A 22,116-nucleotide genomic window follows, 5' to 3' on the forward strand; every position below is an offset into this window, starting at 1 on the left:
TGACAACCCGCTGACGCAACCCCAATCGATTCAACCATGGAGAACCCAACAGACACCTTGATTCAGGGCATCCGCGGCCGGTGTGGAGAACCCTTGTTTGGGCTATACCGGTGGTGCGCGGGAGAATCCCATCATGGGCATCCCACGTGCCGATCCCTGCTCTTAGAGAAAGGCCAGCTCCGCGACGCAGTGAAGTCCGGTGGTACCCAATCCACGTATATCAGCATGATCCACCGTCGCAGTCTGCCGCTGGGTGCCCTGAGCCAAGGTGTTTGCCATCACCGGCCCGAGAACAACGTTTTCGAAAAAAGACAAAGAAGAAGAGGTGGTTAAACAATAGTTACTACCAAACATTGACAGGTCAAAACATATCAGCCCATATTTAACATTTCCACGCCGAAAATCGGCGTAAGTCATTGAAGTTTTCTCTGGAGAGAAAATAATATCCTGCCGGATCAGTGACTTGAAACTGGCGACCCAAATGTAGTGCCATAATATTACGGAGCCCCATTGACGCGCGCGCCCGCGCAGCGGAGCATGCGTGCATGTACATTCGCCGCACCACCATCAAGAGCCGACGCACTGGTCAGCCGTACTTCACCTATCGGCTGGTGGAGTCGGTGCGCGAAGCCGGGCGGGTGCGCCAGCGCACGGTGCTGAATCTCGGCCGTCACTTCGAGGTCCCGCGCGGGCAATGGCCGGCCTTGGCACGGCGCATTGAGGCCTTGGTGGGCGGGCAGTCGGAGCTGTTCATTGACCTCGATGCCCGTTGGGAGCCGCTGGCGCAACAGTTGGCGGCGCAGGTGATTCGCGCCCGCGCGGGGGAGGATCCCTCCGAGGGGAGCGCGCCCAACTTCCAACGGGTCGATGTCGAGACAGTCGATGTGGTGCGCCCGCGCAGTGTCGCGGTCGAGCATGTCGCCTTGGCCGCCTGGGGGCAGATGGGCTTGGATGAAAAACTCACGGCTTTGGGCTTCAGCGGCCCGCAACGCGCGGCGGCCATCGGCAATGTGATCGGTCGCATGGTGGTGCCGGGTAGCGAGTTGGCGACCCATCAGTGGTTGCAACAGCGCAGCGCCCTGGGCGAGTTGATCGACGTTGATTTCGCCGACCTGGATCTGATGGCGCTCTACCGCATCACCGATCGGCTGCTCGCCCACAAACCGGCATTGGAGTCCTTCCTGTATGCCCGCGAGCGCGATCTGTTCGAACTTGATGAAGTGATTACGCTCTACGACCTGACCAATACCTATTTCGAGGGCAGCGCCAAGCATAACGCCAACGCCGCCTTTGGCCGTTCGAAAGAAAAGCGCAGCGACTGCCCGCTGGTCACCCTGGCGCTGACGCTCGATGCCAGTGGCTTTCCCAAACGCAGCGAGGTGTTCGCTGGGAACGCCGTGGAAGCCGAGACGCTGGCAAAAATGCTGCGTGCCTTGACGCCCGAGCAACAACGCACCCCACCGACGGTGGTGCTCGATGCCGGCATTGCCACCGAGGAGAACATCGCCTGGCTGGTGGCGCAGGGCTACCGCTATGTCGTGGTCAGCCGAAAGCGACATCTGCAGTTCGATCCCGAGGCGGCCTGTTTGATCAAAGAAGACGGCCCACTGACCATCCGCGCCCAGCGGGTAGTCAAGAAAGAAACCAACGAAGTCGAGCTGTATTGTCACTCCAGCCAACGTGAGCTCAAAGATCGCGGCATTGCCGATCGCTTCGCGCAACGCTTCGAGCAGGCCCTGCAGCAACTCGCCGATGGGTTGCACAAGCCAGGCACCGTCAAGCGCTTTGAGAAAGTCATCGAGCGCATCGGGCGGCTGAAGCAGAAATATCCGCGTGCCGCGCGCTACTACGAGATCAGCGTCGACCCCGATGAGAAAGGGAAAAAGGCCAAGGCCATCCGATGGTCGCGGATCACCCCGGTCGATGACACCTTGCCCGGTGTCTATTGCCTACGCACGAATCAAACCGAATGGGATGAAGCGCGCCTATGGCACACCTTTGTCATGCTCACCGATCTGGAAGCGGTGTTTCGCTCCCTGAAGTCGGAACTCGGCCTGCGCCCAGTCTATCACCATAAAACCGACCGGGTTAGCGCGCACCTGTTCATCTCGGTACTAGCCTACCATCTGGTTCATACCCTGCGCTTGCAGCTGAAAGCCGCTGGCATTCATCTGAGCTGGGAGGGCATCCGCCGTGAGCTCGATGGGCAAGATCGCGTCACGGTTGAGCTCAAGCGCGACGATGGGCGCACCCTGCATATTCGCAAAGCCACAAGGGCGGAGCCGCGCCAGCAAGCCATTTACGATGCCTTGGGCGTGAGTGATCGCCCGGGTGGACAACAGCTGACTTTGATCTGAATGAGCAGCACCGGCGGCAAAATCGCAAATGTAGTGCCATAACGGACATCTGTGTACACTTATCCTGCTGAAAATCAAGATAATTCTGTGACCAGTTGTTAAATATGGGTTAAGGCTGTGCAGAAAGGTCGTCTTTCCGGTACCAGCCTTGCCAGTCAGGAAGATACTGCGGTTGGTGTCGCGGACGAATGCCTGGGCCAGCTGTAATTGCAGGTTGTCCGATGCCACCCCATGCGCCCCCTTAATGGCTCAGCCCATTGGTCCGGCCGCGCGTTTTTCCAGATGCCTAGAATAGGCCCGTCAACCTGAATCCACTCGCGCCTGCTCCACCGCGGCGGAGACGCGCACGCTGAGCAGGTGTACGCGGCGGCTGTCGGCGCGCAGAACGGTGAAGCGGAAGCCTTCGATCTCGATGCGCTCGCCGCGCACCGGGAGCTTGCCGAGGGCATGCACCACCAGGCCGCCGATGGTGTCGACATCGTCGCCGGCAAGGGTGCTTCCGAAGTATTCGTTGAAGTCCTCAATGCTGGTGCGGGCCTTGACGGTGTATTCCCCCTGGCCGCGCTTGAAGATGGCGGCGCCTTCGTCGAAGTCGTGCTCGTCTTCGATCTCGCCGACGATCTGCTCGAGCACGTCCTCGATGGTGGCAAGGCCGGCGGCAGCACCGTATTCGTCGACCACGATAGCCATGTGGTTACGGCTGCCGCGGAATTCCTTCAGCAGCACGTTCAGGCGCTTGCTCTCGGGCACGAAGATGGCGCTGCGCAGGTGGTCGCGGATGTTGAATGGGCGGGTATTGGTCTTGGTGCAGTAGGAGAGCAGGTCCTTGGCGAGCAGAATGCCAAGCACTTCGCTTTTGTCCTCGCCAGTGACCGGGAAGCGGGAGTGGGAGGATTCCACGGCGACGGCGAGAATTTCCTCAAGCGGAGCTTCGCGACGCACGGTCACCATTTCGGCGCGCGGGATCATGATGTCCTCGGCGCGCAGGTCGGAGACCTGCAGCACGCCCTCGATCATGCTCAGCCCATCGCGGTCGAGCAGCGCGGCGCGTTCGGCGTCGCGCAGGATGTCCAGCAGTTGGTCTTTATCGCGCGGCTCGCCGCCGAGCAGCCGGCGCAGACGTTTGCGCCAGCCGTCCCCGGGCGAGCCGCTACGCGGTCGGTCGTTACTCATCGGCTCCGTTGCCTGTTTCATAGGGTGGCTCGAATCCTAACCCGGTCAGGATGCGGGTTTCCAATGCTTCCATGTCAGTGGCTTCATCGTCGAGTTGATGGTCATACCCGAGCAGATGCAGGGTGCCGTGCACCACCATGTGCGCCCAGTGCGCCTGTGCGGGCTTGCCCTGATCGGCTGCCTCGCGAATCACCACCGGGGCGCAGATAACCAGATCGCCCAGCAGGCCAGTGAGTGGCACGCCGGGCGGGTGCTCGAAGGGAAAGGACAGAACGTTGGTCGCACCGATGCGCCCGCGGTAGCTGCGATTGAGCGCGGCGCTCTCGGCCTCATCCACCAGGCGGATGGTCATTTCGAGCGCGGGCGACACCCGGCCAGCAGCAAGCGCGGCGGCAGCCCAGGTTTCCAGTTCCAGAGCGGCCGGCACTTCCGCCAGAGTGGCACATTGCAGGTCGACAACCAGCGGGGATTCAGCTCCGGGATCTGCGCTGGATTCGGTGCGGAGGTCCGCGCCAGCGTCAGGGCCAAGGCCTTTGCCAGAGGCTGCACCAGCATTAGGGTCGACATCGGTGCCAGAGTCCGGTCGAGATTCGGGCGGGGCCGCGGAAGCGGAATCGGGGGACATAGTTGCGGACGACATGGTCACTTCACTCATCAGGCACCACGGCGCGCCCGGCGCCTGAGTCACCGTCGAAATCGGAACCAGAACCGGCATTGCCCTGGCGCTGCTCGTGATGATCGTAGGCGTTGACGATGCGCTGCACCAGGGAATGGCGCACCACGTCGCGCGAGTTGAAAAAGGTAAAGCTGATGCCGTCGACCTCGCGCAGCACATCCGCCGCCTGACGCAGGCCGGAGGGCTGGCCGCGCGGCAGGTCGATTTGGGTCACGTCGCCGGTGACCACTGCCTTGGAGCCAAAGCCGATGCGCGTTAAAAACATTTTCATCTGCTTGGGCGTGGTGTTCTGTGCCTCGTCCAAAATGATGAAGGCGTCGTTCAGGGTGCGCCCGCGCATGTAGGCCAGTGGCGCAACCTCAATGACATTGCGCTCAATGAGCTTGTTCACGCGCTCGAAGCCGAGCATCTCGAACAGGGCATCGTAGAGCGGGCGCAGGTAAGGGTCGATCTTCTGCGCCAGATCGCCGGGCAGAAAACCCAGGCGCTCGCCCGCCTCGACCGCCGGGCGCACCAGCAGCAGGCGGCGCACGCGCTCGGTCTCCAGTGCCTCGACCGCGCTGGCCACCGCCAGATAGGTCTTGCCGGTACCGGCGGGGCCGATGCCAAAGTTAATGTCATGGCGCAAGATAGCGTGCAGATAGGCCTGCTGGCTCGGCCCACGGGCGCGTATCAGGCCGCGTTTGGTTTTGATAAGAATCTCGGGCAACTCGGGCTCGTTCACGACTGCCTCGATGCCGGACTGCTGCCAAACCTGCTGCAGGTGGAGGTGCACGGTCTCGGGGGAAAGAGCCTCTTCATCCGTCAGCGCATAGAGTTCGCGCAACAACTGTTCGGCATGGGGCAGGATCGCGCCCTCGCCGATCAACCGGAAGCTCATGCCGCGGTTGTTGATCTCGATGCCAAGGCGACGCTCGATCAGACGCAGATGCTGATCGAACTGTCCGCACAGGTTGGCTAGGCGGACATTGTCCTCGGGAGCAAGCTCGAGATCGAGACTGTCTGGGGTGCTGGGACTGCTCAAGGGAGAGTGAGGGGGGTGGCGCCTGCGTTATCGCCCGGGAGTCCGCCTGGAAACCCATCGGGATCAGGGCCGAGATCCAGGCCAGGGTTGGTGCCAAGATTCGCAGCAGAATTGGCGACTGGACCGAGCCACTGCCCGCGCAGCGAATTGGGCAAGGCCTCGGTGATATGGACATCGACGAAGGAGCCGATCAGCTCGGCTGGAGCGCTGAGATTGACCACCCGGTTGTTCTCGGTGCGCCCGCTGACCTGCTTCGGGTCGCGTTTGGATGGGCGCTCAAGCAGCACTCGCTGTACGCTGCCGACCATGGCCTGGCTGATGGCTTGGGCCTGGCTGTTGATCAACGCCTGCAAACGCTCGAGGCGCGCTTGCTTGACTGCGCGCGGGGTGTCGTCCGGATAACTGGCGGCCGGCGTGCCGGGCCGGGGACTGAAAATGAAGCTGAAGGACTGATCGAAGCCGATGTCTTCAATCAGCTTAAGCGTGGCTTCAAAGTCGGCCTCGGTCTCGCCCGGGAAGCCAACAATGAAGTCAGACGAGATGCTGATATTCGGCCGCACCTCGCGCAGGCGGCGGATCTTCGCACGATATTCCAGCGCCGTGTGGCCGCGCTGCATCAGCGCAAGGATGCGATCCGAGCCGCTCTGCACCGGCAGATGCAGAAAATCTACCAGCGCCGGCACTTCGGCATAGGCCTCGATCAGCTCGTCGGAAAACTCCACCGGATGCGAGGTAGTGAAGCGGATGCGCTCAATGCCGTCGATGGCCGCGACATGGTGGATCAGCAACGCCAGATCGCCGGGCTCGCCGTCGTCCATCAGACCGCGATAGGCGTTGACGTTTTGCCCGAGCAGATTGACTTCGCGCACGCCCTGTTCGGTAAGCCCGGCGATTTCCGCGATCACGTCATCGAAGGACCGGCTGAACTCGGGGCCGCGGGTGTAGGGCACCACGCAGTAGGTGCAGTATTTTGAGCATCCCTCCATCACCGAGACATAGGCGCTGGGTCCCTCAGCCCTGGGTGCGGGCAGATGATCGAATTTTTCGATCTCGGGGAAGGAAACGTCAATCTGAGTGCCAGCGCGCACGGCATCGAGCATGCCCGGCAGCCGGTGCAGCGTCTGGGGGCCAAAAATAATGTCGACAAAGGGCGCGCGCTCGCGCAGAGCCTCTCCTTCCTGACTGGCCACACAGCCGCCAACGCCGATAACCAGATCTGGCCGTCGGGTTTTTAGCGGACGCCAGCGCCCGAGCTGGGAGAAGACTTTCTCCTGTGCTTTCTCGCGGATGGAGCAGGTGTTCAGCACCAGGACGTCCGCGTCCTCGGGCTGGTCGACCCGTATCATGCCGTGCGATGCCCGCAATACGTCCGCGATGCGCGCGGAGTCGTATTCGTTCATCTGGCAGCCCTGGGTCTGAATGTAGAGCTTTTTGGTCATCAAGAAGATAACAACGGCGACTTCGCCGTATGGACAGGGCGGACAAGGCTAGACCATTGTCCGCCCGCGGTCCAGTGGCAGGCGCCAAGCGGTGTCGCTGTGAGAGTGATAACAGATCTAATGTTCGGTTTTGGGCCGGGTGACAGGCGCGGGGGGTTTACAGCCTTACTACTTCTCGCGTGGGAAAGGCCAGGCCATCAGGCCGCCTTCCATCACCTTCACATTGCGCCAGCCGTGGGCCTTTAGGATGGACGCCACCTCATAGCCACGCAGGGAGATTTTGCAGTAGAGAATGAGCTCCTGGTCCTTATCCTGCGGGAGTTCATCGAGCCGACCGCGGATCGCGCCCTGCGGAATCAGGGTTTCCCCGATGCCAAGGCGCATCTGCTCGAACTCGACTGGGTTGCGGGTATCGAGGATGAAGACATCCTCCCCGGCGTCGACCTTGCGCTTGACCTCGCTGACCGAAATGCCCTGCATGCGCCCCTTGAGCTTGTTCTCGAGCGCATGGGCGGCAACGATGACGTGATCGAGCGCGAGCGAATATGGCGGTGCATAGGGCAGATCGGCATTCACCATGTCTGTGACCCTGAGCTTGCCCATGATGGCAGTGGCCATGATGGCGACCCGCTTGCTGACATCGCCCGGTCCGACGCACTGAAAGCCCAGAATACGCCCGCTGCTGCGCTCAGCGACTGTTTTGCTGATCAAGAGCTTGCCACCCATGAACACCGGAATATCCAGCCCCGAGATCACCACGGTTTCGACATCAAGCCCGGCATCGCGCGCGGCCGCCTCGGACAGGCCGGTGACACCGACGGTGAAGTCGAAGATCTTGCAAATACCCGTCTGCGTGTTGCCGGGAAAGCGCGCGCTACCGGGCTCGATAACATTCTGCCCGACCACGCGGCCCTGTAGATTGGCCAGATCGCCATAGGGCGCGCGATTGTGCTGACCAGTGATCAGCGAGGTGCATTCCACGCAGTCGCCGGCGGCATAGATGTTCGCGTCCGAGGTCTGCATGAACTCATTGACCCGAATCCCGCCCTTGTCGCCGATCTCAAGCCCTGCCATCTGCGCAAGCCCGATATTGGGCCGCACACCCACGGCAATCACCGCGAGCTGCGCCGGCAACTCGGTGCCGTTCTCGAGCTTCACCCCGGCGAGATGTCCATCCTCGCCAAGAAACTCCGCGACACCGTTGCCGACGATGATGTCGGCGCCATTCGCCCGGGTGTGATTTTCGACCAGCTTGGCCAGATCCGGGTCGAGAAACGGCAGCACCTGGTCGGTTTTTTCGATAACGGTGGTCTCGATCCCGGCCAGGCGCAGCGCCTCACACACTTCGAAACCAATCAGCCCGCCGCCGACAATAATGGCTTTGGTGACCTTGCCTTGATCGCGGATGGCGCGCAGCGCGTCCGCATCCCCCATGGAATGCAAGGTCAGCACACCTTCGAGGTCGAATCCGGGGGCGACCGGGCAGACCGGCGCCGCGCCCGTGGCCAGGATTAGCCGATCATAGGGGATGGTCGCCTTCTCATCCGTCTCCAGGTTCTTGTAGGTGACGGTCTTGTTGGCCGAGTCGATGCCGATGGCCTCGGTGCGCACCAGGGCGTTGATGCGTTTGGCCTTATCGAAGAACTTGGGATCGCGTGGAATCCCCGCCGGCGTGCAGACGAGCAGATTGCGGTCATCGAAGGTGCCGCCAATGTAATAGGGAAAGCCGCAGGAGGCCATGGACAGATCGGGCTCGCGCTGGATCAGGGTGATATCGGCGAACTCGTCCGTGCGCCGCGCTTTCGCGGCCGCCTTGGGGCCAGCGGCAGAGCCGCCGATGATGACGATTTTCAGAGGATCTGATGACATGCTTTGACCTAACTGTAGTAAATCCAAAAAAAGAACACCGGGTTACAGCCCGCAAATGGGATATCGGTTTGTGATCGAAACGCGCTTTGAGCGACTTATCCCATCGAGGATACCGCAGACAACCGAAACCAACAGGTGGACAGACCATGCAAAAAAAGATGTTTCTGCGCCAAAGTATCCATTTTTGGCACATCCTCGCGCACGCGCGGATGTTTCCGCTATAGTGTGTCCGCTGGCACTTGGCACCTGCCAAAACGCGATGCGACTTCGGCTCACAACCTAAGGCCGCAGTCCTCCAGACAACCCAGATTTAGACCTGGCTGCAGACACAGTTTCAGAACCAACCTTACGAGGGACGCACAGATGCACCATCCACACCACAGCCCACGCCATTCCCGCACCCGCGGACTCGCCACCGGACTCATCGGCCTTATCGCCGTGGCGCTCGGCGGCTGCCAGGGCGGCGGCTTGATCGCACCGGAAACGCCCCAGTCCAACGCTTTTCTTGATCAAATCGGCGACACGTGCGGCAAGCTAAAGATCGGCAATCAACCGCTCGATTACCTGCTCGACATCAATAACAACGACACCTACTTTATCGACGAGGCGAGCAAGCTGTCGGCCGGTGAAGTGGATAAAGCAACCTTCGCCAGCGACATTAATTCCCAGTACCCAACCGGCACCAACGGCCCCGCACTGGAGTGTATTTTTGCTCAGCTGGAAGGAAACGCGCCATGACAATTGGATGACGGGCGCTAAAGCCCGGCTGCGCAAGCGCCAGGCAGGTGAGGAAGCCGGGCCGAGCAGACCCGGGACAGGGGTCTTAGCCGCCCTCAGTGGCGGCGAAATCCCTGGCAAAGCGCACGAAATCGGCGTCGGACAATGGCTTGGCGAACAAATACCCCTGCCCCAGCCAGCAGCCCTCCTCAAGCAGAAAGTCACGCTGCTGCTCGGTCTCGATGCCTTCGGCCAGCAGCTCGAGCGACAGGCTGGTGCCGAGCGCGATAATGGCGCGCACGATAGCGACATCGTTGGTATCTTCGGGAATGTCCGAGACGAACGACCGGTCGATCTTTAGCTTGGTCAGCGGCAGGCGTTTGAGGTAGCTCATCGACGAGTAGCCGGTGCCAAAGTCATCGACAGCCACCTTGATGCCAGCCTGGCGCAAGCGGTGCAGGCAGTCGATTGAGCGCTGCGGCGACTGCATCACGGTGGACTCGGTAATCTCGATCTCCAAAGCGCTCGCCGCCAATCCGCTGCCCTGGACGATTCCCAGCACTTTCTGCGCCAGCTCCGCCTGTTCGAACTGGCGCGCGGACAGATTCACCGACATGCTCGCCCGCGGCGACAGCACACCCGCCTCGCGCCAGACACGCATCTGCTCGCAGGCGGTGCGCAGCACCCAGTCGCCCAGCGGATTGATCAGACCGGACTCCTCGGCCAAGGGAATGAAGTGCCCGGGCGAGATCATGCCGCGCTCGGGATGGCGCCAGCGCACCAGCGCCTCAACACCGCTCAGCGCTCCGGTATTGAGATCGACCTGCGGTTGGTAATAGAGCTCGAACTCATCGCGCTCCAGCGCCTCCTGCAGGTTCACTTCCAGCTCAAGGCGGTCGCGCGCGTCGGCGGTCAACTCTTCGGTGAAAAAGCGCGTGGTCTTGCCGCCGTCGGCCTTGGCCGAATAGAGCGCGGCGTCGGCCTTGCGCAGCAGATCATCGGCGGTCTCGCCTTGCTTCGGATACAGCGCAATCCCGATGCTCGCCCCCACCAGCACGCGCTGGCCCTGTAACGCGAAGGGCTCTAGCAAGACCTCGTGGATGCGCTCGGCCAATCCGGCTGCCACGCGTTGTTGCTGGAAGGGTCGGGGAATAATCCCGAATTCGTCGCCGCCAAGGCGGGCCAGGGTCTCCTGTTCACCCACCAAATGCTGCAGGCGCGCGGCCACCCCCTTGAGCACTTCATCACCGTCGTGGTGATCGAAGCTGTCGTTGATATGCTTGAAACGGTCGAGATCGACTATCATCACCGCCAGACAGGCCCCGTGGGCGCGCGCCTCGGCAATACCGGCGCTCAGGCGATCGGCAAACAGCAGCCGATTGGGCAGACTGGTCAACAGGTCATACTGCGACAGGCGCATCACGCTATGCTCGCTGCGCTTGAGTTCCGCTGCTATGGCCAGTTGCTCTGAGATATCCCGAGCGACCTCGATGATGCCGACAATCTCGCCCTGATCGTCATAGAGCGGACTGGCCGAGATCTCGTAACTGCGCTCCGCTGGGTCGTCTTCGCCAGCCTCGGCGATGCTACCCTCGCTGCCTTGCTCGAGATGGACCACTTTGGACGGCTTACCGAGTTGCAGCACCGCAGACAAGGGGCACTCCCGTCCTCGCTCGGCGCAAGGTATGTCGCTTGAGTAAAGCAGCTGATGGCAGGTCAGGTCTTGTCCCGTCAGACCGCGGGATTCCGCCAGCCGGGCGGCAGCGCTGTTGATGCGGATGACCTGATAGTCTTCGCAAATCACCATCAGGGGATCATCGATACCGTCGATGACGTGCTGCAGAAAGCTGCGCTCTCTTGCCAGATCGGCCTCGGCTTGGCGTCTCTCGGTCACATCAAGGCCGGAGCTCAGGGTGCCGATGATCTGGCCGTCGGCATCACGCAGGGCACCGTTGTGCCAACTGATGATGTGCTCGCGGCCATCGGCCGACAAAATGGGTTCATCCAGGGGGGCGACCCCGTCGAGTTCGCCATCGCGCATCTGGGGAAAGAAATGACCGGCCTCAGCTCGCACCCGCTGCGGCAGGAAGTGCTCGACCCAATCCATGCCGATGATGTCTGCTTCCTCGCGACCGAGCAGAGCGCAACCTTTGTCGTTGATCAAAGTGACCCGTCCATCAAGGTCCAATGCGACGATGATCACACCGGCAATCTTCAGATAATCCGCCGCCCGCTGACGTTCGCGCTCGGCATCGCTCAGCGCCTGTTTGAGCAGGGTCACATCGGTATGCGTGCCGACCAGACGCAAGGGCTCGCCGTCATCGTCGCGCACCAGGTAGGCGCGCGCCAGCACATCGATCCAGTGGCCGGACTTGTGCTTGAGCTTGATCTCGATGGTGAAGCCACTGGTCTTGCCAGCGGCCACCTGGTTTAACAACTCCCAGGCACGCTTGTCGCTATCGGGATCAGCCACGCGTTTCCAGGTCGCGATATCGTTGGGCAGTTCGTCCTCGCGGTAGCCGAGCATCTCTTTCCAGCGCGGCGAATAGTAGACCTCTTGCGTGCGCAGGTTTATGTCCCAAAGCCCGTCATTGGTGGCGCGCATCGCCAGTTCCAGACGCTGCTGGCTGTGGCGCAGGGCGTCCTCGCTGCGCACCAACTCGGTGATGTCCTGGGCCATCGACAGCACCCGGGTCTGGCCGCCGATTTCGATCAGAGTGCCGGAATACTGTAGCTCAAGCTGTTCTCCGGCCCGATTGCGCCCGCTCACCCGCTGATTGCGAACCGACTGATCGCGTCGCAAACGCGCCAGCGTCGCCTCGCGCTGCTCCGCCGTGGCGATGCCGAGTTCGGGCCAGGAACGTCCAACCGCCATACCTCTGGGATAGCCGGTCATCCGCTCGAAGGCGGGATTAACATCCACGAGGCGCCCCGAACTCGGATCGGACAGGCTCATCAAGGTACCGGTGGACTCAAATAACCGCTCGAACAGGTTCGCGTATTCCTCTCGGCCGGACTCGGCCTCCTTGCGCTCGCCGATGTACTGCAGGATGCCGCGAAGATACCGGGGCTTGCCGAGATCGTCAGTGACCACCTCCGCCGCCGTGTTCAGCCAGGTGGTACGATCTTGCGAAACATGCGCCCGAAACTCGCAGGAAAATGCTTGGCCACTTGTCAGTGCGTTCTCAAGCGATTCATTGAGGGATGGAAAATCCGCCGCATCCACCACCTGCTCGAACAGACGCGTTAGCGGACTTTCGCGCATCTCGGCCCGCCAACCGATCAGGGACTCAACCTCCGGCGACCACTGAACCTGCCCCGAGCCTAAATCACAGGACCAGAAACCAACGCGGGCGAAGTGGCGCACCGCCTGCAGTTCGCTTTCGCGCAGTTCCAGTTTGCTCTTCAGAGCATCCACTTGGGCTGACAGATCCCCGAGCCTTTCCCCGCGCGCATCCACTGCCCTGGCACTCTGACCATCGTCGGGAGCGCCGTCCAGGCGCGCCCCCTGCTCACGCCATGACCGCCTTAGCTGCTGGCGCAACAGCAAGGCAGTGAGTATCAGCAAGAACAGCCAGAGCCCGAGAGTTTCAGGCAGTCCGAGCCGAATCTGACCGAGAACGCTTTGCGCGAGCAAATAGAATGCAACGGTAATGGCAGCCGAGATCTGCAGCCACAGCCGGAACCACTGCGGCAAACGCGCCCAATGGGAGCGGAAAAACGAGGGTCCCTGCCCGCTCATTCGGTGCTTCTCGCCCGTATGGCTGAGTTCACAATAACTCCTGGCAGCAAGAATGACTGCACAAAGCATCTCCGGATCAATCAGGACCGCTCGAACGTGCTGCAACTGCTCGCGGCGATGCAGCACGCGAGGCCACACCACTTAGAAGCACCACTACTTAAGTGGGACTCTCCGCTTCCCCATCCATAACGGCTGCGCCGCCGAATCTGCAGCGGCGGCGCTGCCCAAGCGGGACTATACCATCATGCACCATGGAGATAAGGGAACCTCATGGGGCCGAGCCCGCGTCCAACTGAGCCTGCCACCTGGACTTGACCGCGGTGTATTGCGGCGCGCGGGTGTCATTTCGGGTGAGAAGATTCAGCGGCGCGCCGTGGTTTCGTGGATAATGCGTTCAAGGGCAAGGTCACTGGACTGGCCGCAGCCGATCACAAGGAAGCGCGATTTCCATGATTGATTACGCCTGATTGATCAAGCAGTTCGCGAGATTGAGCAGCACTGGCAGACTGGGAACTCAATGCTTGAGGCGCAGCCACCTAACGCCATTTCCCACGCGGTTATTTCCCCGGGGGTTCTGACGCGTTTCCCTGTACCGCGCTCCCCGTGGGTGCATGGCGAGCATGCCGTGCGTTGCGGTGAGCGGGCGATCATCAAGCTCGGGGATGGCAGTCAGCTCGCTGGACTGCTGACCAATTTCGACCCCGAGTTAGGGCTGCTCGTCCTGGAATACCAAGACGAGCCGATCGAGATCAAGCTTGCCGACATCAAGATCATGCATCTGCCGACCTGGCGGCGGCTAACCCCGGAGGCAGCATCCGGCGAGCGCGCGATGTCCCCAGCCGAGCTCGGTTGCCAGGCATTTATCGTGCGCTTCAAGGATAAAGATGAGTTGAAGGGACTCACGCTTGGCTCCCATAATGACGCGAATGGGTTATATCTGTTCCCCACCCAGAACCAGACACGTTATCTGTCTGTTTTTATGTCTCACATACATATCGACAAACAAAGCATCAGACCCCGCGCCGGAGCCAATCTAGCCGGGGATTTGCTGGTTGGGGCCCGGCAGGTTGAAGCGACGCCCGAAGAGCCCGCGGCAAGTTCCACTCCGCCGCAGCTGGGTGACTTTCTGACGCAAAAAACCGTCCTCAGCGGCGACGACCTCAAAACCGCCCTGCGCGAGCAGAAAGAAATGCCCACGGTGCGCCTGGGCTCAATCCTGGTGCAGCAAAAGCTGATCACCGAGGAGCAGCTTCAGCAAGCGCTGGAAGAGCAAACGCACGGCCACGGCCTGCCTCTTGGCAAGTTACTGGTGAAGATGGGTCTGCTCAAGGAGCAGGACATCCAGCAGGCGCTGGCGCGCAAACTGGGCATTCCCTTTGTCGATCTGAAACGCTTCCAGCTCGATCACCAGCTATTCGAGCTAGTCCCGGAAGAACTGGCGCGCAAGCATCTGGTGCTGCCTTTGCATGAGCATGGTGACAATCTCATTGTCGCCATTCCCAACCCGCTCGACTGGCAAGCACTCGAAGCCGTGCGTTTCGCCACCGGCAAGCAGATCGACACAGTCATGGCGCCGGAGCAGGCCATTTCTGCAATCATCAATCTGGCCTATGGCTCCCGCGGTCTGGAAGAAATCTCGTTCGAGGAAACCGAGGACGACATCGACGACCTCAATGATGACGCGGCCACCCAAGATCATATCGTAGTCCGTTTGGTCAACAAGCTCATCCTGGATGCGGTCAACCTCGGCATCTCGGACATCCACATCGAGCCTCAGCTCGACAAGAACCAGAGCCGCGTGCGCATGCGCCGCGATGGCCAGTTAATTCAACACGCCGAGTTTCCGAGCAGCCTGCATCGCGCCGTGGTATCGCGCATCAAGGTCATGGCGTCGATGGACATGACCAGCAGCATGAAGCCCCAGGATGGGAAGATCGATTTCAGCCGCTTCAGCAAGACCAAGCTCGAGCTGCGTGTCGCCACCATTCCCACCATCAATGGGCGCGAAGACGTCGTGATGCGCCTGTTGCAGCGCGGCGACCCGATCCCGCTGGCCGCCATGACGCTCTCGCCCGAAATCGAAACACAGCTCGCCAAACTCATTCATCGACCTTTCGGGATTTTTCTGGTCTGCGGCCCAACCGGCTCGGGCAAGACCACAACCTTGCACTCAGTGCTTGCGGAGTTGAACTCGACCGAGCGCAAAATCTGGACAGCCGAAGACCCGGTCGAAATTACCCAGACCGGATTGCGTCAGATGCCGATTGATGCGCGCAAAGGCGTGACTTTTGCAACGGCCCTGCGCGCGTTTCTGCGCGCCGACCCCGACGTGATCATGATTGGTGAGATGCGCGACGAGGAAACCGCGCAAATGGCCATCAAAGCATCGCTGACCGGCCATTTTGTCCTCTCAACGCTGCACACCAATACAGCACCGGACAGCGTCGTGCGTCTGCTAGACATGGGCTTGGACCCCTTCAACTTCGCTGACGCCCTGCAGGGCATACTCGCCCAGCGGCTGGTGCGACGACTGTGCGAGCAATGCCGAGAGCCATATTTTCCGAACGAGGACGAGCTCGGGCGACTGGTGGACATTTACCTCAGTGATTTTCTTCCGGCCGATACTCCCGAGACAGCTCCTCCAACTCAGGTCGATCTACTGAAGGACTGGCGGCAGAGATTCGCCGACAAAGACGGCAAGCTGCGCCTGTTCCGCGCAAAAGGCTGCCCCGAATGCGATGACACCGGCTACAAGGGCCGCATTGCGGTCCATGAGCTTCTCGCCTCAAGCCGGCGGATTCGCGGACTGATCGCCGTCCGTGCCCTGGTGACCGACATCCGCTTGCACGCTATGAGCGAGGGCATGCGCACCCTGCGCCAAGACGGCATCTTCAAGATGCTTTTGGGAAAAACCGATCTGGCTCAACTCAAGACCTTAAGCGCCGATTGAGTGAAAGCTGGTTGTTATGGGTTTGCACGCCAACTGCGCACACCCATATTCTCGATCGCATTCGGACATCAACACGTCAACCGCTGCGCCCACCCCCCAAGAAAAGGGGGACGCGCAGCAGTCGACGCCCTTCCTAACCCAGGTCTCAGAGCCTGTGCGCGCGCAGGACCTCAACCTGATCGCGGTAGATGATCCCGGAGAAATTCTCGAAGAACTTCTCGCCAATCTCATTGGCGATGCGCTCGGACATCTCCGGCTCCAATGTAATCACCTCGATCCGCACGTTGCCATAGTTGTCGGACACCGTCGGATCACCGGAGGAACGCAGGTTCTTGCTGCCCTTGCCGCTGGCCGGCGTGACTGTATAGCCGCTAGCACCGGCTGCGTCGATAATGCGGGTCACCTCGCGTAGCAGCATGCGTTCCGTCACGATGGTGAGCTTGATGGCTTGCTGAATCATCGGATATCACCTCATGTAAGTTTCACTGTGCCAACTCCGGCTACTGAGTGCCGAAGACCACCTGCGCCAGCCCCAGGAACAACGGAATGCCGATGGCAATGGCGACCGGAGTACCCAACGCGGTCGAGGCACCGATATAGGCGGACGGATTCGCGGTTGGTATCCCCGCGCGCAGCGTGGGCGGGCCTGAAATATCGGAGCTCGAGGCCGCGATCACCGACAAAATCACCACGCCTCCGGGGCTGAATCCCGTCGTAATATGCGCGATATAGCCAAGGCCGAAAGCGATCAGACCATGCACCAGTGGCGCGACGGCCCCGTAAACAGCGTACCAGTGCGCGACCTTGCGCAACTCATTGACCCGCGCATAGGCCTCCATCCCCATCACCAGCATCAGCACAGACAACAAGCCACGGAACAGAGGCTCGTAGAAGGATTCATAGACGAATTCCGGTCGTGTGAGAAGCCCCAGGGCCATGCCCAACAACAACGCCGAGAGCGCCGAGCCACGCAGGCTATCTGCAACGATGGGCCAGATCTTGACCCGCGTGCCGCCCCCGCCCTTGCGCTTGCTCAAGTAGACATTGGCCATCACGATAGCCAGCACCAAGGCCGGGATGTCCATGAAGGGATAGAGCGCCGGTGCCCAGGCCTCGTAGGTGATGCCCTCGGAATCCATCACGGCCATGGCGGCAGCCAAGGTCGAGCCGCTCACCGCACCAAACAAACCAGCGGTGGCGATGCCCTCCTCGGTGCGAATCTTGGGCAGCATCGCCAGGGTGAACCGCCCCAGTAACACGATAACCACCCCGATCAGCACCGCAAACAAGGCCGGCAGCAGCATCTCGCCGAGCTCGGCCTCACGGATTTTCATCCCACCTTTCAAGCCAATCTTCATCAGTAGCATGAAGACTATGAACTTGTAGATGGCGTCCGGTACTTCCAATCGACTGCCAAGCGCCGCAATCACCGCACCCCCGATCAGGAACCCCAGGGTTGGTGATTGAAACTGCGTGGCGAAACGGGTCAGGAAATCCAACAGAAAGTCCATCGATTCGCTCCTCTTCGCTGTTTTAGTTCGCGACTTTGCCGTCTGTTGCCGCGATATCCGCGACCACTGCGCCCGTGGCCGAAACAGGCTGGCAACGCGGCCAGCGACGGATCAGCTTCCGGGCGGTCGGTAACACTATGAGGTGCAATTCGATAGATTAAAACTGATTTTTCTTATACTGAGAATAGACAATAATAGATAGATTTTTGTCACCCTAGCCACGGGCGACTCGCCCAAGAAAGGGTCACTCCTGTCGTATCGGGCAAGCTTGAGTCAGTTGGGTGAAGCCAGGCTGGCAGCAGCAGACTCTTGGCGCGCCTTGTCGATCAGTTGGTCGGCAATGACTAGCAAATCCTCGTAGCCCTTAGCGCCGCTATTGAGAACCGCATAGCGCCCACCGACGGCGATCATTGGCACCCCATCGACCTCGTAGCGCTCGCTCAGCGCCTTGGCCCGGCCGACTTTGGTCTCAACCGCAAAGCCCTGGAAAATCTCCGCGAACGCATCGCGATCGACGTCCTGCTCTTCAACCCAATCCAGCATCGGGCCCTCGCGGTAGAGCGCGATACGCTCCTCGGTGACCGCCTTGAAGACCTGCTGATCCAGCTTATCGAGCACGCCAGCAAGCTCGAGCGCGTAATACAGGCGCGCAAGATTCTTCCAGGCGGCGCGCCCGAAAGTGACAGGCACCCGACGGAACTGGACATCGGCCGGCAAGCGCGCAGCCCAGTCTTTGACTAACGGATTGATGTGCGCGCAGTGCGAGCAGCCGTAAGAAAAAAACTCCAGCACCTCGATGATGCCAAGCTCGTCAGACGGCTGCGGTGGCGAGATCGCGCGCCATTCCTGACCCTCGCGCAGCTCCCCCGGAGTCTGTTCCGCCGCCTGATCCGGCGTCTTTTCAGCAGCCTGTTTTGCCATCAGGGAAACCGGCAACAGGGCACCGCCAAGGGCCGCCAGAACGCGGACATGAAATTGCCGACGCGATAACATCATCTAAAGACTCCTTGCGAATTAGGACAGTAGTCAGCAACCAGGTTGCATCCGTTAGCGCCTGCTCCGTCTGGATATCAGGCACCAAAGCGCCAGTGCCAGCACCCCGAGGTAAAGCACCAAGGCCCAATTAGCCAGTGACAGGCCGAGAATGACCAGTTCTCGATCCTCGCAAAACCCACCTGCCATGAACAGCGCCGGCCACAGCGATCCCAGCCATTCGACCAATCGCTCGATGGGGCCCATCTCGGCACCCATGCAGGAGATGCTGCCCGGCGGCTGCAGCTGGAGCCAGGTCTGATAAGTTGCCACCATGGCGCCGGTGAGAGCCAGTGACGCAAAGGCGCCGCCGGCCAGCGCGCCCCAGGGCGCCCGCAACAGGGCGAGCAATGCCAGGGGCGTCATCAACAAAAACAGCAAGCGCTGAAAAATGCACAGGTGGCAGGGGTCGAGCTGCAGCCAGGCTGTCAGCACGATGCTGGTCACCGCCGCCACCCCACAAACAAGGGCGAGCGCCAACCAGTGCCAGTTAGAGCGGGAAAAGTTCATTGCAAAAGCCGTTGGGTTTCAGTCTTAGCTGCTTCAACGCCCGGACGCGGGGCGCGCTACAGCATGGCTTTCGCCTCGCTGACCATGTCCTCGATCATGACTTCGAGCTGGGCGATCTGTATCTCCCGCAGCCCAAGCGCCTGAGCTTCAGCCGTGGCCGCCAGCATAATGTCCGGGTCGGATTGCTGGCCGACGCCAAGTTTCAGACAAACCCAGTCGAGCAGGCGCGTCACCGCCAGCAGCCTGTCCTTGTGATCGAAAGACGGCGTGTGATGGTCGCGCGCGGTCAGCGCATAACACTCCGGTAGCTCCCACTTTTTCATCAAGCGATAGCCGATCTCATTGTGCATGGCCCCAAGCAGTTCATCGGTGACTTGCTCGGTCACCGAAACGCCGACCTTGGCGTCATCGCAGAGCGCGTCAAGCGCTTTGAGCAGAAACAGCTCGCCAACATCATGCAGCAAGCCACTCAAGAAGGCCGCTTCGGCCTCGCCGCGCAGCCCGCAATTCTCGGCAATCCAGCGCGATCCCGATGCGCAGACGTAGGCCCGCTGCCACAACTGCCCCATGCGCTCGGCGGTCGACTGACGTTTGGATTGATAGGCCATCAGCTGCGAGGCCATCATCGCCAGACTGGCGACTTTGTTGAGACCAAGCCGCAGCACCGCGCCACTTAAGGTATCGACCTGTTTCAGACCGCCGTAAAAAGATGAATTGGCCACCTGAAGAATGCGGCTGGTCAATGCCTGATCACGCATAATCAGGGTGGTCATCTCGTTCATGGTCGCGGTTTCGGACTCTTTGAGTTTTTGTACGTCCAGCGCGACACGGTTGAACACCGGCAATTGCTCGCTGTCGGCGTCGAAACGCTCTTCAACCAGCGCGATTAAGCTTTTTTCGCTCATTGTTAACTCGTTTTGTTGCGTGGCGACTAACGCACCCGATGCATGCCGGCCCGACCCGATCGATGCGGCTCTGCGCTAGCGCCCCTTTTGTTTTGGCTGTTTCGGCTGTTCCGTCTGGCTCGCCCGCGCGGGCGACACGCCAGCGCGGCGAATGATTCCCTGGTAAGCGGTTTCAGCGCAATCGACAACTAGGCGTTGTGTTCGCCCACCATCGCCACTATCTCCTGGAAAGCGCGCGGGTGCCCGCCTCGCGGCAGCTTGGCTGCAACCTCCTCAAGACTGGTCAGCCCCTGGCCCGCCTTGGCCAGCCCGTCCTCAAGCAGAGTCACCAGCCCCGCCGACTGGATGCCAATCCCGCGAATCTTGCTTGAGAAAGAGTGATTCAATAACGCCTCTCTGATGCCATCATTGGGCAAAAGCAACTCAAACACTGCGATCCGACCATAATACCCGCTGAAATTGCATTTCTGACAGCCACGCCCTTGCCGGAACTCGCCGCCAGCAAGCTCGGCCTGGGTCCAGCCAACCCGCTTGAGGTCGCGCGGCAAGGGTTGGTGGCGCTCGGCACAATGATCGCAAACCCTGCGCAGCAAACGCTGAGCTAGCACACCGACAACGGTGGATGCGAGCAAAAACGGCTTGACCTCCATACCGATCAGCCGCAGCAAGGCGCTGACGCTATCCTCGGCGTTGAAGGTTGAGAGCACCTTGTGGCCGCTCAAGGCAGCCTGCATTGCAGCTTCAGCCGCGATCCGCTCGCGCATCTCACCCACAACCAGCACATCCGGGTCCTGGCGCATCAATGCGCCCATTCCGCGCATAAAAACGCTTGTGCCCGTCTGGTCGAGCCCGCACTGAGCAGTCCCGGTGATCACCGCCTCGACCGGATCTTCCAGTGTCGAGATGCTGGTTCCGACACCCTTGAGCTGGTCGATGCAGCTGTAGAGCGTGGTGGTCTTACCCGAACCGGCCGGCCCAACGAACAGAATCACCCCACCGGGCAATTCCAGTGCATGATCGCTGAAGCGCTCGCGCGTTCTTGGCGCGATACCCGAGGCAGAGAAGTCGCGCCGCGCGTTATGGCCGCTTGGCAAATGAATAACAACCTTGTCACCGAAAACAGTCGGACAGAAGGACAGGCGCGCAGCGTGGCGTTCGCCGGTCTCGGGGTCCTTCAGCTGGAAGGTGCCCTCTCTGATTCCAGCTTTGGTTTCTGTTTTGGCCCCAGCCTGAGATTCAGTCTGGACTGCCGGGGGGAAAGCGGAATCGATATTCGCGAGCGTGCGCAACCAGCTCGCCATGCCTGCGGCCAGATCGGGTGCCAGCTCGCGAAACAGCGTCAAGCCGCCTTCAATGCGGAAACGCACGCGCGCGACCTCAGCCGCCGGCTCGATGTGAACCTTGCTGGCTCCGGTTTCAAGCGCACTAAGAATCAGCGCTTCGACCTGAGGGCCGATATTCGATTTATCGGCTTCATCCGCAGGCTTGGCTGCGCCGTCGCGGTTGCCTTCATAGTCACTCAGCAGATGCTCGATGGCCCGGCGCGTCGCAAAGGCCGGTATCACGTTCACATGCTCAAACGCGGCCTCCGCCTCATGGCGCGCGGCCGCATCGAGCGGATCAGCAAACACAACCCAAACGCCCTCGGCTTCCTGCCGCACCGGAATTGCATGCAGGCGCCGACACCAATCCGGCGTCACCTGCTTGAGCAGCATCGGGTCGATTTCCGAGAAGGTTGGTGCCTCAAGCGAGAATCCCAGCTGATCCGACAGCACTTCAATCATCCGCTGCTCGGAAACCAGCCCATTGTCCAGCAAGATTTCACTCAGAGACTTGGCGTTTTCACCCAACTGCGCTTGCGTATTGAGCGCCGCGCGAAAGTCGCGGGGCTTCAGGTACCCGAGTTCAACCATCACCTCGCCGAGATTGACCCTGTGGCCGTGCTCGCGCAAAGCGTCCCGGAACTTTACCGGGTCCAGATATCTGAGCTCGATAAGCGCTCTGGAAAGCGGATAATCCTCGTCGAGCTTCTCGCGCACGCGCCTGGCGTGACGCAGGTGTTCCTGATCGATCAATCCAACATCGATCAGAAGCTTGGCGACATTCTCGCCAGGCTGCCAGGCTTCGACCGACCCTGGGAGGTGCGTCGGCGCTGCTTGCGTGGAGGCTGTTTGCTGGCTCACTTGTTGTTCGCTCTTCAAGACTGACTCC

At 60.8% G+C, this 22,116-nt stretch carries 16 protein-coding genes; 3 read left to right on the top strand and 13 right to left on the bottom strand.

Annotated elements, in window-relative coordinates:
* Positions 1 to 162: 162 nt before the first annotated feature.
* Positions 163 to 417 carry a hypothetical protein gene (locus Thiosp_RS22680; protein WP_323696719.1) on the bottom strand — a complete coding sequence of 85 codons (255 nt, stop codon included), beginning with the start codon at positions 415 to 417 and terminating at the stop codon, positions 163 to 165.
* 128 nt (positions 418 to 545) lie between these two features.
* Between Thiosp_RS22680 and Thiosp_RS22685 the strand changes: the two genes are divergently transcribed.
* On the top strand, positions 546 to 2,357 hold the full coding sequence (locus Thiosp_RS22685) for an IS1634 family transposase (RefSeq protein WP_323696449.1): 1,812 nt from the start codon (positions 546 to 548) through the stop codon (positions 2,355 to 2,357).
* Between the two features lie 300 nt (positions 2,358 to 2,657).
* Here Thiosp_RS22685 and Thiosp_RS22690 read toward each other — a convergent pair whose 3' ends face one another.
* From Thiosp_RS22690 to Thiosp_RS22710, 5 genes are all read right to left on the bottom strand, one after another.
* Positions 2,658 to 3,530 carry an HlyC/CorC family transporter gene (locus Thiosp_RS22690; protein ID WP_201068651.1) on the bottom strand — a complete coding sequence of 291 codons (873 nt, stop codon included), beginning with the start codon at positions 3,528 to 3,530 and terminating at the stop codon, positions 2,658 to 2,660.
* Positions 3,523 to 4,170 carry an rRNA maturation RNase YbeY gene (gene ybeY, locus Thiosp_RS22695; RefSeq protein ID WP_407702751.1) on the bottom strand — a complete coding sequence of 216 codons (648 nt, stop codon included), beginning with the start codon at positions 4,168 to 4,170 and terminating at the stop codon, positions 3,523 to 3,525. The genes Thiosp_RS22690 and ybeY overlap by 8 nt, the downstream gene beginning before the upstream one ends.
* Positions 4,171 to 4,177: 7 nt before the next feature.
* On the bottom strand, positions 4,178 to 5,230 hold the full coding sequence (locus tag Thiosp_RS22700) for a PhoH family protein (protein WP_242518882.1): 1,053 nt from the start codon (positions 5,228 to 5,230) through the stop codon (positions 4,178 to 4,180).
* Entirely contained in the window at positions 5,227 to 6,669 is a 1,443-nt protein-coding gene (gene miaB, locus Thiosp_RS22705) for a tRNA (N6-isopentenyl adenosine(37)-C2)-methylthiotransferase MiaB (RefSeq protein ID WP_201068560.1), read from the bottom strand. Before miaB ends, Thiosp_RS22700 begins: the two co-directional genes overlap by 4 nt.
* Positions 6,670 to 6,837: 168 nt before the next feature.
* On the bottom strand, positions 6,838 to 8,538 hold the full coding sequence (locus Thiosp_RS22710) for an FAD-dependent oxidoreductase (protein ID WP_201068561.1): 1,701 nt from the start codon (positions 8,536 to 8,538) through the stop codon (positions 6,838 to 6,840).
* Positions 8,539 to 8,901: 363 nt separating this feature from the next.
* On the opposite strand from Thiosp_RS22710, the gene Thiosp_RS22715 reads away from it, so the two are divergent.
* Positions 8,902 to 9,276 (top strand): hypothetical protein, encoded by a 375-nt coding sequence (locus Thiosp_RS22715; RefSeq protein ID WP_201068562.1) that lies wholly within the window; start codon positions 8,902 to 8,904, stop codon positions 9,274 to 9,276.
* 85 nt (positions 9,277 to 9,361) lie between these two features.
* Here the strand turns inward: Thiosp_RS22715 and Thiosp_RS22720 are convergent, their stop codons facing one another.
* Positions 9,362 to 12,997: an EAL domain-containing protein gene (locus Thiosp_RS22720; RefSeq protein ID WP_201068563.1), complete on the bottom strand. Its 3,636-nt coding sequence runs from the start codon at positions 12,995 to 12,997 to the stop codon at positions 9,362 to 9,364.
* Positions 12,998 to 13,514: 517 nt separating this feature from the next.
* Between Thiosp_RS22720 and Thiosp_RS22725 the strand changes: the two genes are divergently transcribed.
* A complete protein-coding gene (locus Thiosp_RS22725) occupies positions 13,515 to 15,947 on the top strand; it encodes a GspE/PulE family protein (RefSeq protein ID WP_201068564.1) in 2,433 nt (810 codons plus the stop codon).
* A gap of 145 nt (positions 15,948 to 16,092) precedes the next feature.
* Here Thiosp_RS22725 and Thiosp_RS22730 read toward each other — a convergent pair whose 3' ends face one another.
* From Thiosp_RS22730 to Thiosp_RS22755, 6 genes are all read right to left on the bottom strand, one after another.
* Positions 16,093 to 16,407, bottom strand: a complete 315-nt coding sequence (locus Thiosp_RS22730) for a P-II family nitrogen regulator (RefSeq protein WP_201068565.1) — start codon at positions 16,405 to 16,407, stop codon at positions 16,093 to 16,095.
* Positions 16,408 to 16,447: 40 nt separating this feature from the next.
* On the bottom strand, positions 16,448 to 17,458 hold the full coding sequence (locus tag Thiosp_RS22735) for a sodium-dependent bicarbonate transport family permease (RefSeq protein WP_201068566.1): 1,011 nt from the start codon (positions 17,456 to 17,458) through the stop codon (positions 16,448 to 16,450).
* Positions 17,459 to 17,731: 273 nt separating this feature from the next.
* Positions 17,732 to 18,454 carry a thiol:disulfide interchange protein DsbA/DsbL gene (locus Thiosp_RS22740; protein ID WP_201068567.1) on the bottom strand — a complete coding sequence of 241 codons (723 nt, stop codon included), beginning with the start codon at positions 18,452 to 18,454 and terminating at the stop codon, positions 17,732 to 17,734.
* 51 nt (positions 18,455 to 18,505) lie between these two features.
* Entirely contained in the window at positions 18,506 to 19,000 is a 495-nt protein-coding gene (locus tag Thiosp_RS22745; RefSeq protein WP_201068568.1) for a disulfide bond formation protein B, read from the bottom strand.
* A gap of 56 nt (positions 19,001 to 19,056) precedes the next feature.
* A complete protein-coding gene (locus Thiosp_RS22750; RefSeq protein ID WP_201068569.1) occupies positions 19,057 to 19,905 on the bottom strand; it encodes an HDOD domain-containing protein in 849 nt (282 codons plus the stop codon).
* A gap of 188 nt (positions 19,906 to 20,093) precedes the next feature.
* Positions 20,094 to 22,106: a GspE/PulE family protein gene (locus Thiosp_RS22755; protein ID WP_201068570.1), complete on the bottom strand. Its 2,013-nt coding sequence runs from the start codon at positions 22,104 to 22,106 to the stop codon at positions 20,094 to 20,096.
* Positions 22,107 to 22,116: the final 10 nt, after the last annotated feature.

It is taken from the genome of Thiorhodovibrio litoralis (assembly GCF_033954455.1).
Taxonomy (GTDB): Bacteria; Pseudomonadota; Gammaproteobacteria; order Chromatiales; family Chromatiaceae; genus Thiorhodovibrio; species Thiorhodovibrio litoralis.

Coding starts and splice junctions, on each gene's coding strand:
- Thiosp_RS22680 (WP_323696719.1), bottom strand. CDS start 417: ATGACTTACGCCGATTTTCGGCGTGGAAATGTTAAATATGGGCTGATA.
- Thiosp_RS22685 (WP_323696449.1), top strand. CDS start 546: ATGTACATTCGCCGCACCACCATCAAGAGCCGACGCACTGGTCAGCCG.
- Thiosp_RS22690 (WP_201068651.1), bottom strand. CDS start 3,530: ATGAGTAACGACCGACCGCGTAGCGGCTCGCCCGGGGACGGCTGGCGC.
- ybeY (WP_407702751.1), bottom strand. CDS start 4,170: ATGTCGTCCGCAACTATGTCCCCCGATTCCGCTTCCGCGGCCCCGCCC.
- miaB (WP_201068560.1), bottom strand. CDS start 6,669: ATGACCAAAAAGCTCTACATTCAGACCCAGGGCTGCCAGATGAACGAA.
- Thiosp_RS22710 (WP_201068561.1), bottom strand. CDS start 8,538: ATGTCATCAGATCCTCTGAAAATCGTCATCATCGGCGGCTCTGCCGCT.
- Thiosp_RS22715 (WP_201068562.1), top strand. CDS start 8,902: ATGCACCATCCACACCACAGCCCACGCCATTCCCGCACCCGCGGACTC.
- Thiosp_RS22720 (WP_201068563.1), bottom strand. CDS start 12,997: ATGAGCGGGCAGGGACCCTCGTTTTTCCGCTCCCATTGGGCGCGTTTG.
- Thiosp_RS22725 (WP_201068564.1), top strand. CDS start 13,515: ATGCTTGAGGCGCAGCCACCTAACGCCATTTCCCACGCGGTTATTTCC.
- Thiosp_RS22730 (WP_201068565.1), bottom strand. CDS start 16,407: ATGATTCAGCAAGCCATCAAGCTCACCATCGTGACGGAACGCATGCTG.
- Thiosp_RS22735 (WP_201068566.1), bottom strand. CDS start 17,458: ATGGACTTTCTGTTGGATTTCCTGACCCGTTTCGCCACGCAGTTTCAA.
- Thiosp_RS22740 (WP_201068567.1), bottom strand. CDS start 18,454: ATGATGTTATCGCGTCGGCAATTTCATGTCCGCGTTCTGGCGGCCCTT.
- Thiosp_RS22745 (WP_201068568.1), bottom strand. CDS start 19,000: ATGAACTTTTCCCGCTCTAACTGGCACTGGTTGGCGCTCGCCCTTGTT.
- Thiosp_RS22750 (WP_201068569.1), bottom strand. CDS start 19,905: ATGAGCGAAAAAAGCTTAATCGCGCTGGTTGAAGAGCGTTTCGACGCC.